Source organism: Achromobacter anxifer (assembly GCF_903652925.1).
In the GTDB taxonomy this organism is placed as follows: Bacteria; Pseudomonadota; Gammaproteobacteria; order Burkholderiales; family Burkholderiaceae_B; genus Achromobacter; species Achromobacter anxifer.
The window spans coordinates 284,734-300,451 of record NZ_CAHLAR010000009.1 but is presented as its reverse complement, the minus strand read 5'-3'; the positions used below and the strand labels follow the sequence as shown (position 1 = coordinate 300,451).

Annotated in this window: 12 protein-coding genes; 7 read left to right on the top strand and 5 right to left on the bottom strand. The window is 67.6% G+C overall.

What is annotated here, in order from left to right; all coding sequences use genetic code 11:
* From HWY37_RS25930 to HWY37_RS25920, 3 genes are all read left to right on the top strand, one after another.
* Positions 1–1,309: phosphate acyltransferase (locus HWY37_RS25930; RefSeq protein WP_254595824.1), on the top strand; the 1,309-nt coding region annotated here is incomplete at its 5' end.
* Positions 1,290–2,519: a patatin-like phospholipase family protein gene (locus tag HWY37_RS25925; protein WP_246302405.1), complete on the top strand. Its 1,230-nt coding sequence runs from the start codon at positions 1,290–1,292 to the stop codon at positions 2,517–2,519. The genes HWY37_RS25930 and HWY37_RS25925, both read left to right, overlap by 20 nt.
* On the top strand, positions 2,516–2,983 hold the full coding sequence (locus HWY37_RS25920) for a barstar family protein (protein ID WP_175206686.1): 468 nt from the start codon (positions 2,516–2,518) through the stop codon (positions 2,981–2,983). The genes HWY37_RS25925 and HWY37_RS25920 overlap by 4 nt, the downstream gene beginning before the upstream one ends.
* A gap of 10 nt (positions 2,984–2,993) precedes the next feature.
* Here the strand turns inward: HWY37_RS25920 and HWY37_RS25915 are convergent, their stop codons facing one another.
* A complete protein-coding gene (locus HWY37_RS25915) occupies positions 2,994–3,725 on the bottom strand; it encodes a 16S rRNA (uracil(1498)-N(3))-methyltransferase (protein WP_175206685.1) in 732 nt (243 codons plus the stop codon).
* 231 nt (positions 3,726–3,956) lie between these two features.
* Between HWY37_RS25915 and tkt the strand changes: the two genes are divergently transcribed.
* The 4 genes from tkt to HWY37_RS25895 all read left to right on the top strand — a co-directional run bounded on the left by tkt (position 3,957) and on the right by HWY37_RS25895 (position 10,161).
* Complete coding sequence (gene tkt / locus HWY37_RS25910) at positions 3,957–5,993, top strand: transketolase (RefSeq protein WP_175206684.1); 2,037 nt, start codon at positions 3,957–3,959, stop codon at positions 5,991–5,993.
* A 14-nt stretch (positions 5,994–6,007) separates the two neighbouring features.
* Positions 6,008–7,018 carry a type I glyceraldehyde-3-phosphate dehydrogenase gene (gap, locus tag HWY37_RS25905; RefSeq protein ID WP_013395726.1) on the top strand — a complete coding sequence of 337 codons (1,011 nt, stop codon included), beginning with the start codon at positions 6,008–6,010 and terminating at the stop codon, positions 7,016–7,018.
* A 95-nt stretch (positions 7,019–7,113) separates the two neighbouring features.
* The gene (locus tag HWY37_RS25900) at positions 7,114–8,310 is read left to right on the top strand and encodes a phosphoglycerate kinase (RefSeq protein WP_175206682.1); all 1,197 of its coding nucleotides are present in this window, start codon (positions 7,114–7,116) and stop codon (positions 8,308–8,310) included.
* 162 nt (positions 8,311–8,472) lie between these two features.
* Positions 8,473–10,161, top strand: coding sequence for a SulP family inorganic anion transporter (locus HWY37_RS25895; RefSeq protein WP_175206681.1), 1,689 nt, complete (start codon positions 8,473–8,475; stop codon positions 10,159–10,161).
* A 16-nt stretch (positions 10,162–10,177) separates the two neighbouring features.
* Here HWY37_RS25895 and fabI read toward each other — a convergent pair whose 3' ends face one another.
* The 4 genes from fabI to HWY37_RS25875 all read right to left on the bottom strand — a co-directional run bounded on the left by fabI (position 10,178) and on the right by HWY37_RS25875 (position 15,713).
* Positions 10,178–10,951: an enoyl-ACP reductase FabI gene (gene fabI, locus HWY37_RS25890; protein ID WP_176090165.1), complete on the bottom strand. Its 774-nt coding sequence runs from the start codon at positions 10,949–10,951 to the stop codon at positions 10,178–10,180.
* A complete protein-coding gene (locus tag HWY37_RS25885) occupies positions 10,948–12,132 on the bottom strand; it encodes an acetate/propionate family kinase (RefSeq protein WP_175206679.1) in 1,185 nt (394 codons plus the stop codon). Before HWY37_RS25885 ends, fabI begins: the two co-directional genes overlap by 4 nt.
* Before the next feature lie 84 nt (positions 12,133–12,216).
* Positions 12,217–13,161, bottom strand: coding sequence for a bifunctional enoyl-CoA hydratase/phosphate acetyltransferase (locus HWY37_RS25880; protein ID WP_175206678.1), 945 nt, complete (start codon positions 13,159–13,161; stop codon positions 12,217–12,219).
* Positions 13,158–15,713: a DUF3141 domain-containing protein gene (locus HWY37_RS25875; protein ID WP_176090164.1), complete on the bottom strand. Its 2,556-nt coding sequence runs from the start codon at positions 15,711–15,713 to the stop codon at positions 13,158–13,160. The genes HWY37_RS25880 and HWY37_RS25875 overlap by 4 nt, the downstream gene beginning before the upstream one ends.
* Positions 15,714–15,718: the final 5 nt, after the last annotated feature.

Genomic DNA, 15,718 nt, shown 5'->3' with positions numbered 1-15,718 from the left:
CCGCGGCGCGCTGGACGTGGGCGCCACCACCATCACCCGCGAGATGGAAAAGGCGGCGGTGTACGCCATCGCCGAGCTGGCCGAGGAAGAACAGAACGAAGTCGTGGCGGCAGCCTATGGCACCTACGACATCTCGTTCGGCCCCGAGTACCTGATTCCCAAGCCCTTCGATCCGCGTCTGATCGTGCGCATTGCGCCGGCGGTGGCCAAGGCGGCGATGGAAGGCGGCGTGGCCACGCGTCCGCTGGCCGACCTGGAAGCCTACGAAGAGCAGCTGCAGCAGTTCGTGTACCACTCTGGCGCCTTCATGAAGCCGCTGTTCTCGGCGTCCAAGCGCATCGTGCGCGAAGGCGGCCCGGCGCGCATCGTGTTCGCCGAAGGCGAGGACGAGCGCGTGCTGCGCGCGGTGCAAGTGATTGTCGACGAAGGCCTGGCCCGTCCCATCCTGGTGGGCCGGCCATCGGTGCTGCTGACCCGCATCGAAAAGCTGGGCTTGCGCCTGCGCCTGGGCGAGGACGTCGAAGTCACCAACCCGGAATACGACGAGCGCTTCCACCAGTACTGGACCACGTACTGGGAACTGATGTGCCGCCGCGGCATTACCAAGGAAATGGCGCGCGTGGAAATGCGCCGCCGCATGACCCTGATCGGCGCGATGATGGTGCGCCTGGGTGATGCCGACGGCATGGTCTGCGGTTCGGTGGGCGCGTACCACGACCATCTGCGCTTTGTGGACGAGGTCATCGGCCGCCGTCCGGGCCACAACGTCTACGCCGCCATGAACATCCTGCTGCTCAACGAGCGCACGGTGGTGCTGGTCGACACGCACGTGAATGACGAACCCACGGCCGAGCAGATCGCCGAATTCACCATCGCCGCCGCCAACGAGATGCGCCGCATGTATCTGGCGCCCAAGGTCGCGCTGCTGTCGCGTTCGAACTTCGGTTCGGGCAGCTCGGCGTCGGGCGCGAAGATGCGCCGCGCGCTGGAGCTGGTGCGCCAGGCCGCGCCGGACCTGGAGATCGACGGCGAAATGCATGGCGACTGTGCGCTGGACGAGGCCTTGCGCATGCGCATCCTGCCTTCTTCCACGCTCAAGGGGCAGGCCAACCTGCTGGTGTGCCCGAACGTGGACTCGGGCAACATCGCCTACAACCTGTTGAAGACGGCCGCGGGCGGCAATGTGGCGGTGGGCCCGTTCCTGCTGGGCGCCAACGCGCCGGTGCACATCCTGACCTCCAGCTCCACCGTGCGCCGCATCGTCAATATGACCGCGATGACGGTGGTCGATGTCAACACGCCACGTTGAAGTGACTCCTCCCGGTCCGGCGTGCCCGCGCACGCCGACCGGCCTGGTCCTGACCGGAGGCGGCGCGCGCGCCGCCTATCAGGTGGGCGTGCTCAGCGCCATCATGGAGCTGCTGGACCCGGACTGGCACTCCCGCTTTCAAAATCCTTTCCACATCATCTGCGGCACTTCCGCTGGCGCCATCAACGCCGCCGCGCTGGCCTGCCGCGCCGACCGGCCGCATCTGGGTGTGCGCCGCATCCGCAGGCTGTGGTCATCGCTGAATACGGACATGATCTACCGGGCCGACGCGCCCGGCCTGATCCGTACCGGAGTCCGCTGGCTGGGCCTGTTGTCGCTGGGCTGGATGTATTCGGGCCTGACGCGCAAGCGGCCCCATTCGCTGCTGGACAATAGTCCCATGCAGGCCCTGCTGGAGCGCGTGCTGGATTTCCAGCATCTGCGTTCCAACCTGGAAAGCGGCGCGCTGTCGGCGCTGGCGATCACGGCGTCGGGCTATACCAGCGGCGAGCACCTGACCTTCTACCAGGCGCACACGCCCATCGAGCCCTGGCATCGCTATCTGCGGCTGGCGATCCCCACGCCCATCGGCATCGACCATCTGATGGCCTCGTCCGCCATTCCCTTCGTCTTCCCGGCCCGGCAGGTGCAGGTGCACGGCAAGGGCGAGTGGTGCGGCGACGGTTCCATGCGCCAGTTGGCGCCGATCAGTCCGGCCATCCACATGGGCGCCAACCGCGTGCTGGTGATAGGCACCGGCTACCGCGACGAGACCCACCCCGAGAACCGCGAGGATTCGCCGCCGTACCCTTCGCTGGCCCAGGTCGGCGGGCATGCGTTGGCCAGCATATTCCTGGACGGCCTGTCGGTCGACGTCGAACGCCTGGAGCGCATCAACTATCTGATGGACCAGGCCGGCGCCGATGGCGTGCGGGGCAATGCGCGGCGCATCGAGGTCCTGACGATCACGCCCAGCCAGTCGCTGGATGTCATGGCGCTGGAACATTTGCAGGACATGCCGGCCCAGGCCCGTGCCCTTTTTCGCGTACTCGGTGTATCGTCCGACCCAGGCCGTCCAGGAGGCGGGGCGCTGATGTCCTACCTCTTATTTGAATCAAGCTACACCAAGCGATTGATTGAACTGGGTTATGCCGATACGATGCAGCGTAACGAAGAAGTGATCGCCTTTTTCAAGGAGGCTCAGGCATGACGCGCAATGGCCAATCTACTCTGCAGCGGCAGCTGATGCGAGGCGGTGCGCTGGCCCATGAAGGGCTGGACAAGAAAGCCGTCGTCGACGCCGCTCACGAGCTCGGTTTGGCCCTGTTCGTCGCCAATTGCGATCCTGCCCGCAGTCGTTCCGCCGTGCTGCGCGCCATCGTCAAGGCCGTGGATTTCCCCGAGTACTTCGGCGGAAATCTGGACGCTCTCTACGACTGCCTCTGCGACACCGTGCTGGACCACAAGACCGGCGTGGTGCTGTGGCTATACAAGCTGCATTCGGGCGATCCGGCGCTGGAAGAGGATTCCGGGCGCATTGAAACCGTTTGCTCCGACGCGGCCGATTTCGCCCGCGAGAACGGCCGTGTTTTCGCGTATGTCGTCGAGCACGCCGGACGCCATCCGGACCCCGAGCCCGGAGTGGCCGCGGCGCCCTACGGCGAAGACAACTGATCCGGCCGTCCTACCAGGCCAGCAGCGCGCTGGCCGCCGATAGCAAGGCCAGTCCCGCTGTCTCGGTGCGCAGCACCCGGGGACCGAAGCGCACGGCCTGCACGCCGGCTTCGCGAGCCTGAGCCAATTCCTTGTCCGACCATCCGCCTTCGGGCCCGACCAGCAAGGTCAGGGCCTGCAGGCCGGGCTCGGCCCGCAGCGCGGCGGCCAGATCGTCGCCGGCTTCGGGATGGCACAGCAGGCGCAGCCCCTCGGCAGGTTGCGCCAGCCAGTCGGCCAGCGTGCGGGGCGCGTCCACGGCCATCAGCCGGTTGCGGCCGCACTGTTCGCTGGCGGACTGCGCGATGCGCTGCCAATGCGCCACGCGCTTGTCCAGCCGGGGCCCCGACAACTGCAGCACGCTGCGCTGGGCCGCGATGGGGCAGACGCGCGCCGCGCCCAGTTCCACGGCCTTTTCCACCACCCAGTCCATCTTGTCCCCGGAGGGCAGCCCTTGCACCAAGGTGACGCGCCCGGCCAACTCGGCCTCGCGCGGCTGGAATTCGCCCAGCTGGGCAAAGCCGGCCTTGCCGTCCACCTCGAGCGTGGCGGGATATTCGCCGCCCTGGCCGTTGAACAGCGCCACGGCCTCGCCTGCGCGCAGCCGCAGCACGCGCAGCGCATGGTGCGCCAGAGGCTCGGGAAGCGCCACGCGGGCGCCGGCGGTCAAAGGGATGTCGCAGAAGAAGCGGGGGGCTGACATATCTAGTGTGTATTACATGGGGGGTGTGGGGGCATATTGTCACGATCGGGCCGCCCCGAGGCAAAAACGCCCTCCTGGGGGCATCTTTTTTGGGGCGCTAGCCTAGCATGGGCCCGCCTTCTGGCCGATGGCGAGGGAGAAATCCTCAGATGCTAAAATCTCCTGCTTCGCAACCTACTCAACTGGCCCCTATTTCCTCAGTAGGCCCGCCAGCTTCACAGAGCCTTCCGAATGAGCAATCCGACCGCCCCTAAACTTGCCTTGGCGGATGCCATCCGCGCCCTCGCGATGGACGCCGTGCAACAAGCGAACTCCGGGCATCCGGGTGCTCCCATGGGCATGGCGGAAATCGCCCAAGCCCTGTGGGCCGGCAACCTGCGTCACAATCCCAAGGATCCCGCCTGGGCCAACCGCGACCGCTTCGTGCTGTCCAACGGCCACGGCTCGATGCTGATCTACGCCTTGCTGCATCTGACCGGCTATGACCTGCCGATCGAAGAGCTGAAGAATTTCCGCCAGCTGCATTCCAAGACCCCGGGCCACCCCGAAGTGGGCATCACCCCGGGCGTGGAAACGACCACCGGCCCGCTGGGTCAGGGCCTGGGCAATGCCGTGGGCATGGCGCTGGCCGAAGCGCTGCTGGCCGCTGAATTCAACAAACCCGGCCACACCATCGTCGACCACCACACCTACGCCTTCACCGGCGACGGCTGCCTGATGGAAGGCATCTCGCACGAAGTGTGTTCGCTGGCCGGCACGCTGAAGCTGGGCAAGCTGGTCGTGCTGTATGACGACAACGGCATCTCCATCGACGGCCACGTCGAACACTGGTTCGCCGACGACACCGCCAAGCGTTTCGAAGGCTACGGCTGGAACGTGATCCGCGGCATCGACGGCCATGACGTCGCCGCCGTGGACGCTGCCATCAAGGCCGCGCGTTCGCAATCGGACAAGCCCACGCTGATCGTCTGCCGCACCGTCATCGGCAAGGGTTCGCCCAACATGGCCGGCACGCACAATGTGCACGGCGCGCCGCTGGGCAAGGACGAAATCGCCGCCACTCGCGCCGCGCTGGGCTGGTCGTCGGAACCGTTCCAGATCCCGCAAGCCATCTATGACGGCTGGGATGGCCGCAAGCAGGGCGCCGCGGCCCAGGCCGAATGGCAATCCGCGTTCGACGCCTACGCCGCCGAATTCCCCGCCGAAGCCGCTGAATTCAAGCGCCGCATGAAGGGCGAAATGCCCGCCGGCTACGCCGACCAGTTCAAGGCGTTCCTGGACGCCACGCTGGAAAAGGCCGAAACCGTCGCCACCCGCAAGGCTTCGCAGTTCGCCATCACCGCGATGGCTCCGCTGCTGCCGGAAATGCTGGGCGGCTCGGCGGACCTGACCGGTTCCAACTTCACCGACTGGAAGGGCGTCGCCGCCGTCCGCGCGGGCGAAAAGGGCATCCAGTTCGGCCGCCACATCAACTACGGCGTGCGCGAGTTCGGCATGGCCGCCATCATGAACGGCGTGGCCCTGCACGGCGGCTACCTGCCGTTTGGCGGCACCTTCCTGACGTTCTCCGACTACTCGCGCAACGCCATCCGCATGGCTGCGCTGATGAAGCAGCGCGTGGTGCACGTGTTCACCCATGACTCGATCGGCCTGGGCGAAGACGGCCCGACCCACCAGTCCATCGAGCACGCCGCCAGCCTGCGCCTGATCCCCAACCTGTCGCTGTGGCGTCCTTGCGATACGGCTGAAACCGCCGTGGCCTGGAACGCGGCCGTGACGCGCCCCACCAGCATCGGCATGGACGTGCACGACGGCGGCCCGACGGCCCTGTTGCTGTCGCGCCAGAACCTGCCGTTCGTGCCGCGCGACGCCGCCACGGTGGACGCCATCGCCCGCGGCGGCTATGTGCTGCGCGATGCCGAAGGCGCCCGCGCCGTCATCATCGCCACCGGTTCGGAAGTCGCCATCGCGCTGGACGCGCAGGCGCAACTGGCCAAGGACGGCATCGCCGTGCGCGTGGTCTCCATGCCCAGCACCGACGTGTTCGACCGCCAGGACGCCGCCTGGAAGCAATCCGTGCTGCCCAAGGGCCTGCCGCGGGTGGCCGTCGAAGCCGGGGTTACCGCCTTCTGGCACAAGTACGTGGGGCTGGAAGGCGCCGTCGTCGGCATCGACCGCTACGGTGAATCCGCGCCGGCCGGCGCTCTGTTCAAGTTCTTCGGGCTGACCGCCGACAAGGTGGCCGAGACCGTCAAGCAAGTTTTGTAAAAAGGAGCTTAGTCATGACCATTCGCGTCGCCATCAACGGTTACGGTCGCATCGGCCGCAACATCCTGCGTGCCCACTACGAAGGTGGCAAGAAGCACGATATCGAAATCGTCGCCATCAATGACCTGGGCGATCCCAAGACCAACGCGCACCTGACGCGCTACGACACCGCCCACGGCAAGTTCCCGGGCACCGTCGAAGTCGACGGCGACTTCATGGTCGTCAACGGCGACAAGATCCGCGTGCTGGCCAACCGCAACCCGGCCGAGCTGCCCTGGGGCGAGCTGAAGGTCGACGTGGTGCTGGAGTGCACGGGCTTCTTCACGACCAAGGAAAAGGCCGGCGCGCACATCAAGGGCGGCGCCAAGAAGGTCATCATCTCGGCCCCCGGCGGCAAGGACGTCGACGCCACCATCGTGTACGGCGTGAACCACGGCGTGCTGAAGGCAACCGACACCGTCATCTCCAACGCTTCGTGCACCACCAACTGCCTGGCCCCGCTGGTCAAGCCGCTGAACGACAAGCTGGGCCTGGAAAACGGCCTGATGACCACCGTCCACGCCTACACCAACGACCAGGTCCTGACCGACGTCTACCACGAAGACCTGCGCCGCGCGCGTTCGGCCACCATGAGCATGATCCCCACCAAGACCGGCGCCGCCGCCGCCGTGGGCCTGGTGCTGCCGGAACTGAACGGCAAGCTGGACGGCTACGCCATCCGCGTCCCGACCATCAACGTGTCGCTGGTCGACCTGTCGTTCGTGGCCAGCCGCGACACGACCGCCGAAGAAGTGAACGGCATCCTGAAGGCCGCCTCGGAAGGCGAGCTCAAGGGCATCCTGGACTACAACACCGAACCCCTGGTCTCGGTCGACTACAACCACAACCCGGCCTCCAGCACCGTTGACGCGTCGCTGACCAAGGTTTCGGGCCGCCTGGTCAAGGTCTCGTCCTGGTACGACAACGAGTGGGGCTTCTCGAACCGCATGCTCGACACCACCGTCGCGCTGATGTCGGCCAAGTAAGCAACACGGCTAGTCGATAGAGGGGACGGATTTGTTTTCCGCGCATGCGGAAAATGGGTTCGTCCCCTTTGTACGCCCATCGTAGGAATCCAAATATGTCCAAGGTCAACACTCTGTCCGCGCTGGCCAAGTCCGGCGCCCTGTCCGGCAAGCGCGTGTTCATTCGCGCCGATCTGAACGTGCCGTTCGACGACGCCGGCCGCATCAGCGAAGACACCCGCATCCGCGCCTCGGTGCCCGGCATCCGCATGGCGCTGGACGCCGGCGCCGCCGTCATGGTTACGTCCCACCTGGGCCGCCCCAAGGAAGGCGTGCTGACCGAGGCCGATTCGCTGGCCAAGGTCGGCCAGCGTCTGTCCGAGCTGCTGGGCATGCCCGTGCAGCTGGTGCGCGACTGGGTCGATGGCGTCCAGGTCGATCACGGCCAGGTCGTGCTGCTGGAAAACTGCCGCGTGAACGTCGGCGAGAAGAAGGACGACGAAGCGCTGTCCAAGAAGATGGCCGCGCTGTGTGACGTCTACGTCAATGACGCCTTCGGCACCGCGCACCGCGCCGAAGCCACCACCCACGGCATCGCGCGCTTCGCGCCCGTGGCCTGCGCCGGCCCGCTGCTGGCCGCCGAACTGGAAGCCCTGGGCCGCGCGCTGCACGAACCCAAGCGTCCGCTGGTCGCCATCGTTGGCGGCTCCAAGGTGTCGACCAAGCTGTCCATCCTGCAATCGCTGGCCGACAAGGTCGACCAGCTGGTCGTGGGCGGCGGCATCGCCAACACCTTCATGCTGGCCGCCGGCCTGTCCATCGGCAAGTCGCTGGCCGAACCCGACCAGGTCGACCAGGCTCGCGCCGTGATCGACATCATGAAGCAGCGCGGCGCGGCCGTGCCGATTCCGGTGGACGTGGTGTGCGCCAAGTCCTTCGGCGCCGATGCCGAAGCCACCGTCAAGGCCGCCGATGCCGTGGCCGACGACGACATGATCCTGGACATCGGTCCCCAGACCGCGGCGCAACTGGCCGAGATCCTGAAGAAGGCCGGCACCATTGTCTGGAACGGCCCCGTGGGCGTGTTCGAATTCGACCAGTTCGCCAACGGCACCGAAGTGGTGGCGCGCGCCATCGCCGAATCCGAAGGCTTCTCGATCGCCGGCGGCGGCGACACCCTGGCCGCCATCGCCAAGTACGGCATCGGCGAACAGGTCGGCTACATCTCGACCGGCGGCGGCGCTTTCCTGGAATTCCTGGAAGGCAAGACCCTGCCGGCCGTGGCCGTGCTGGAAGCCCGCTACGCCGGGTAATACGGCGCGCCCTCGCAAGGCCGAAGCCGCCCCAAGCCGGGGCGGCTTTTTTTATGCCGCTCCCTTGATCCAGGCCACCCCGCTGCGGCTGGCTTGGTGTAGCCTTGGCGCAAAACGGCGCGCCCGCGCGGTCATCCCACCGATTTTCCCCCCCGCAGCACCATGAACCTACGCTTCATTCCCGGCCTCAACAATTTCCGCGGCATCACCCGGGAATCGGCGCGGCGCGACGTGACCGCCGGCCTCAGCGTGGCGGCGGTGGCGCTGCCGGTGGGCCTGGCCTATGCGGCCATGATGGGCGTGCCTCCCGTGGCCGGTCTGTGGGCGGCCATTGCCGGGATGCTGGGCTATGCCTTGTTCGGATCGTCGCGCACCTTGATCGTCGGGCCTGACACGGCCACCTGCACCCTGATCGCCGCCACCCTGACCGGGATGGCCCTGACCACGCCGGAGGACCGCCTGGTGGCGGCCACCGGCATCGCCCTGACGGTGGGGGTGGGCTGCCTGATCGCGCGCGCCCTGCGGCTGGGAGTGCTGGCCAACCTGCTGTCGCGGCCAGTGCTGATCGGCTACATGGCGGGCGTGGCCATCACCCTGGCCTTGTCCCAACTCAGCGGCCTGACGGGCGTGGGGCTGCGCAACAGCGGCTTGGTGCATCCCTTTCTGGAACTGTCGCGGCGATTGCAGGAAATCCAGATTCCGACCCTGATCCTGGGCCTGACGTCATGCGCGCTGCTGGTGGCGGTGAAGCGCTGGCGGCCCAATTGGCCCGGCCCCATTATGCTGGTGGTGCTGGCCTGCCTGCTGTCGTGGCTGTTCAATTTTCCCGGCCTGGGCATCGCGGTCGTGGGCACGGTGCCTGCCGGCCTGCCGGCGCTGAGCTTGCCCGTGCGGCTGGAAGGCGTGGACGGCATCCTGCTGGGCGCGGCGGGAGTGCTGGTGGTGAGCTTTTCCAGCGGCATCGTGACGGCGCGCAGTTTCGCGGCGCGCACGGGCGAACACGTGGATCCCAATCGCGAGCTGGTGGGCTTTGGCGCGGCCAACATGGCCGCGGGCCTGTTCCAGGGCTTTGTGGTGACCGGCGCGGACTCGCGCACGGCGGTGGGGCTGGTGGCCGGAGGCTCGTCGCCCCTGGTCAGCGTAACGGCCGCGGCGGCACTGGCCATCGTGGTGGGCCTGCTGAGCGGGCCGCTGTACTGGTTGCCGCAAGCCGTGCTGTCGGCCATTCTGCTGCTGGCCGCGATCAGCCTGTTCGACGGCCATGCCTTCATGCGGCTGGCCCGCATTTCGCGCATCGAACTGGCGTTCGGCATCCTGGCGGCGGTGGGCGTGGTGGGCTTCGGCGTGTTGCAGGGCGTGGCGGTGTCGGTGGGCGCCACGCTGTTGTACGCGATGTACGTGTCGGGTAATCCGCGGGATGCCTTGCTGGGGCGGCTTCCCGGCGAATCGGTGCTGGGCAAGCTGCACCTGAATCCCGAGGCGCAGCCGGTGCCGGGCGCGGTGATTTGGCTGTTCGAGTCCTCGGTGTGGTTCTTCAACGCCGACGCGTTCCGCCGGCGCGCGCGCGAGGTCATCGAGCATGCGGGCGAAGTGCAGTGGTTCGTGCTGGACGCCGAAGCCATGACGCAGGCCGACGCCGACGCCGTCGAGGCGCTGTACGAGCTCAAGCGCGAACTGGACGAGCGCGGCATCACGCTGCTGGTCGCGGGCGGGCACGGCCAGTTCCGCACCGCGCTGGAACGGTCCGGCCTGGTCAAGAAGATCGGCCGCGACAAGATATTCGGCAGCCCCGAGCAGGCGGTGGAAGCCATCGAGCGCTGGCGCCAGGCGCCGCCGGCCACGCTGGGATAGGGCCAGCGCGCAGGCCTTAGTCGATGATGTGGTACCCGCCGTCGATATAGATCGTCTGCCCGGTCATGCGGCGGGCGGCGTCGGTGGCCAGCCAGGCGGTGGCCTCGCCCACGTCGTCGATGGATACCAGGCTGCGGGTGGGCGCCTTGGCCTGGGCGCGGTCCAGCAGCGCGTCGAACTCGGCGATGCCCGAGGCGGCGCGCGTCTTCAAGGGGCCGGGCGAGATGGCGTGCACCCGTATGCCTTGCGGTCCCAGTTCCGCCGCCAGGTAGCGGGTGGCGGATTCCAGCGCGGCCTTCACCGGCCCCATCATGTTGTAGTGCTCTACCACCATCTGCGAGCCGTAGTAGCTCATGCAGAACAGCGCGCCGCCGTTGCGCATCAGCGGCTCGGCCAGCTTGGCCATGCGGATGAAGGACCAGCAGGAGATGTCCATCGCCTGCAGGAAGCCGGCGCGCGAGCAGTCCGTCACGCGGCCGTGCAGGTCGTCGCGCGGCGCGAAGGCGATGGAGTGCAGCACGAAGTCCAGTTGGCCCCATTCGGCCGCGATGCTGTCGAAGACGGCTTCGAGCTCGCCTTCGCGTATCAGGTCCAGCGGCAGCAGCAGCGGCGCGTCCACCTGGCGCGCCAGCGGCTCCACGTGGCGCAGGGCCTTGTCGTTGAGGTAGGTCACGGCCAGTTCCGCGCCCAGGGCGCGGAACGCCTTGGCGCAGCCCCAGGCGATGGAATCGGCGTTGGCGATGCCCGTCACCAGGCCGCGCTTGCCCGCAAGCGGCAGGGGCGCGCTCATCGCTGTTTCACCAGCGCCAGTGTGTGCTGCGCGATGATCAGTTCTTCGTTGGTGCGCACCACGTAGACGCCGATGCGGCTGTCGTCGCTGGAAATGCGCGGTCCGTGGCGGGCGTTGCGTTCCGGGTCCAGCTTGATGCCCAGCCAGCCCCAGTGCTCGCTGATCGCCTGGCGGATCTCGGCGGAGTTTTCTCCCACGCCGGCGGTGAAGACGATGCCGTCCACGCCGTTCATGGCGCATGCCAGGCCTATCATGCCTTCGGCCACGCGCCAGGCGAAGTACTGCAAGGCCAGCTTGGCCGAAGGGGCGTCGCTGGCCAGCAGTTCGCGCATGTCGTTGCTGATGCCCGAGAGCCCCTTCATGCCGCAGTCGTGATAGAGCAGGTGCTCGATCTCGTCATGATTCATGCCGCGTTCCATCATCCACAGCACCACGCCCGGGTCCAGGCGGCCAGGGCGGGTGCCCATGGGCAGGCCTTCCAGGGCGGTGAAGCCCATGGTGCTGTCCACGCTCTTGCCGTGATGCATGGCGCAGGCGGACACGCCCGAGCCCAGATGGGCCGCGATGATCTTGCCATCGGCGATGTCTGGCAGCGCCTTCTTCAGGCGTTGCGCGATGTATTCGTAGGACAGCCCATGGAAGCCGTAGCGGCGCACGCCTTCCTGGTACAGCCGTTCCGGCAGGGCGTAGCGGTCGGCCACGTCGGAGTGGCTGCGGTGGAAGGCGGTGTCGAAGCAGGCCACCTGCGGGATCCAGGGCCGGCGCTCGCGGATCACGCGGATCGGCGCCAGGTTGTTGGGCTGGTGCAGCGGCGCCAGCGGCGTGAAGGTGTCGAGCTTGGCCAGGACGGCGTCATCGATCAGCACGGGCTCGGACAGGTCGGGGCCGCCGTGCACCACGCGGTGGCCCACGGCCAGGGGCGCGCCGCCCAGGTGGCCGCTGAGCCAGGTGCCGACGACTTCCTGCCCGTTGGGCACGTCGGGCGCGTGGCTGGGCGCGATCTCGCGCTCGACCAAGGTCTGGCCAGCGGCGTCGCGCACCTTCAGCTTCGGGTGCGAGGTGCCTATGCCTTCAAGCTGGCCGCCCAGGCGCGGAGCCAGCTCCTGCGCGCCGTCGATGTCGTACAGATAGAACTTGATGCTGGAACTGCCGGCGTTGATGACGAGGATGGTGTCGCTCATGTCGCTGTTATTCCGGGTTGAGACAAGTTGCGTGCCACACGGCGAGAAGCGTGCCGTAGCCCGCGCAAGCGGGCTGGGGAGCCATTATTTCAGCGGCTGGGCCTGCTGCTGGGCCAGGTGGTGCGCGTAGATCGCCGCCACCGCGCAGGACGCCAGGCGCGAGCGCGGGCTGTCGGCGCGGCTGGTCAGGATGATGGGCACGCGCGCCCCCAGCACGATGCCGGCCGCTTCCGCGTTGGCCAGGAAGGTCAGGTTCTTGGCCAGCATGTTGCCGGCTTCCAGGTCGGGCACGACCAGCACCTGGGCCACGCCGGCCACCGGCGAACGGATGCCCTTGATGCGGGCGGCGTCGGGGCTGATGGCGTTGTCCAGCGCCAGCGGGCCGTCCAGCAGGCCGCCCGTGATCTGGCCGCGGTCGGCCATCTTGCACAGGGCCGCGGCTTCGATGGTGCTGGGGATGCTGGGGTTGACCTGCTCGACGGCCGACAGGATCGCCACGCGCGGCTCGCCCAGGCCCAGGCCGTGGTGCAGGTCGATCACGTTGCGGATGATGTCGGCCTTGGTTTCCAGGTCCGGGAAGATGTTGATGGCGGCGTCGGTGATGAACAGCGGCTCCGCGTAGGTGGGCACTTCCATGATGAACACGTGGCTGATGCGCCGGCTGCTGCGCAGCCCGGTGGCGCGCGCCACCACTTCGTGCATCAGTTCATCGGTGTGCAGGCTGCCCTTCATCAGCAGCTCCGCTTCGCCCGCGCGCACCAGGGCGACGGCGCATTCGGCCGCCGCGTGGCTGTGCGGGGCATCCACGATGCGGGCATCACCCAGGTTCAGTTTGTGCTCGGCGGCGGTGGCGCGGATCTTCTGCTCCGGACCCACCAGGATGGGTTTGAGCAGCCCCAGGTCGCGTGCTTCCAGGGCGGCCGACAGCGAGGGCTCGTCGCAGGGATGGGCGATGGCGCAATGCGCCGGCGCCAGCGTCTGGGCGCGCGCGATGAGCTTGTCGTAATGCGTGGAGGGAGGCAGCGTCATGCGGATTTTGCCTTGGCGGATTTACGCGCGGGGCGCGCGGCGGATTTTGCGGGGGCGCTGCGCTTGGCGCGCAGCGGCGTCGCGGGTTCGGATGCGGCCAGCTCAAGCACGGCCTGCTTCGATGCAGCGGGCTTAGGCGCGGCCGGCTTAGGCGCGGCGGGCTTGGTAGCGGCCGGCTTGGCAGCCGGCGCTCCAGCTTTGACCAGCTTGGGCGCTGCCAGCTTGGCCGTGGCCGGTTGGGGCTTGACCCGCTTGGGAGCGGCGGGTTGGGCCGCGGCGGAGGGCGCCTCGTGCCTGGCCGCGGCGGCGCGCAAGGACTTGTGGGCCGCCGTCGGCGCCTTGGGCGCCGGCTGCAGCGCTTCGTCGCGCTTCTGCGCGCGGCGTTCGGCGTACTCGAAGATGCGTTCCATCTCGTCCAGGCTTTCGCGCGCGGCCTCGCTCAGCGGTTCGGCGGCTTCCAGCACCCGCTTCATGGTGTCCAGCGCTTCGCGGATCGCGGCGGCCGGCTCGTTCTCCAGCAGGCGCGGGATGGCCTGGATGGCGGAGGGCGCGTCCAGCGTCATCATCAAGGCCTGGTCGCGGATGATGTCCTTGAACTCCTGCAGCGACAGCGCGCTGTTGGATTCCGAGCGCATCTTGCGGATCAGCGCATAGCTGCGCTCGTCCAGGCCGCCTTCGGCGCCGGATACGTAAAGCAGCATCCGGATCGCGGCGACGCGCAGTCCGCCTTCGAGCAGCAGCGAACGCAGTTCGGCGGCGCGTTCTTCCATGAAGCGGAGGTGCTCGGGCGAAACGCCGGGGTGCTTGCGCGGCGGGCCGGAGCGCGCGCCCAGGCCGGCCAGGTCCTGCACGATGGGCGAGCCGTACACGCCCATGAAAGTGCGTTCGTCCGCCGAATCGCGTAGCTCCTGCCAGATGTTCAGGCTGGTCTCGACCAGGTTCGAGAACATTTCCTGGGCCATCAGGAAGGGATTGGACGACGTAGCCGGCCGGCGGTGTTCGCGCACCTGTTGAGCGACTTTCGCGACGGGCGCGATGAGCGGATTGCGGTCGGAAATCAATTCGTAGGGCAGGCGCAGCGGGTGCAGGCGCTGCGACCATTCCGCCGATTGCGGCGTCACCAGGGCGCGCAGCCAGGGCTGCACGAAGCTGCGGTACATGCCCAGGTTGATGTCGGAAATGCGGGCGACGGCGGCGAAGCGGCGGTCGTCCTCTTCGTTGCGCTCGACGATGGCGCGCACGTCGTCCAGGGTGCGCTGCTCGAACGACAGCACGTAGTTGCCATAGGCCAGGTCGGCGTTGGGCGTGTCGGGCGTCTTGTCGGCGATCTCGGCCTGGTAGATGCCCGGCGGCAGCACGTCGATCATGTCGATGTTGGACGTGAACTCCTGGTGCTCCTTGCGCGCCACGCTGCCGGACACGAAGATGCCCAGGTGGCCGATGCTTTCATGCACGGCATAGACGATGGTCTGGCCGTGGGCCAGGACCTCGGCCTCGTCCTGGTACAGGTCGGGGATCCAGCCCAGGGCCTGCGGCGGGGGCGTGATGTTGTCGCCTTTGGAGCAGAACACCACGATGGGCGAGCGGATGTTGCGCAGGTCGATGCGGATGCCGTCCGAGGTCACCAGGCCGGCCGTGGCCAGGCGGTTGCCGACGAACAGGTTGTCGACGATGTACTGGATTTCCGGGCCGTTCAGGAAGACGTGGCCGCCCCACCATTTTTCGAAGCTCAGGTAGCGTTCGGCCTCGGTGTCGACCTTGGAGTACAGGTTGTACTGCTTGGACCACAGCGTGTTGGCGGGATTCAGGTTTTCGAAGTTCTGCACCAGCCAGGCGCCATCGAACTTGCCGTCGCCCAGGTCGCTGGTCATGGCGGTGAGCCAGCTGCCGCCCAGGAGACCGCCGGCGTAGCGCATGGGATTCATGCCGCGCCAGCCGGCCCAGTAGGACAGCGGAGCGCCGGCCACGATGATGGGGCCGAACAGTTCGGGGCGTACGGCGGCGGTCATCATGATCTGCCAGCCCGCCTGGCAATTGGCCACCACCACCGGCTTGCCTTCGGCGTTGGGGTGCAGCGAGATGATCTCTTCCAGGAAGCGCGCCTCGGCCATCATCACGTCTTCGACGGTCTGGGTCGGCATGGGCTGCGGCAGGAAGGTGGCGAAATAGCAGGGATGGCCCGTGCGCAGCGCCACGCCGATCTCGCTTTCAGGCTTGAAGCCGCCGATGCCGGGGCCATGCCCAGCGCGCGGATCGACCACCAGGAAGGGGCGCTTGATCGGATCCGTTTCCACGCCTGCCGGCGGCTTGATGCGTAACAGCCCGTAGTTGACCGGACGCGGCAGGCAGCGGCCGTCCATCACCAGTTCGGATTCCATGCTCAGCACATTGGGCGCGCGCTTGGCCATGTGCTCGTGGTACTGGTTGCCGCGCTGGCGCATCACGTCGGCGTAAAGCACGCTGCGCTGCCAGGCGTCGACTGCGTATTCGTAGGCGGCCGTCCAGGGGTTGTAGGACGGGGCGGGGTTGCGATCGTTGCCGGATCCGGCCATGGCGA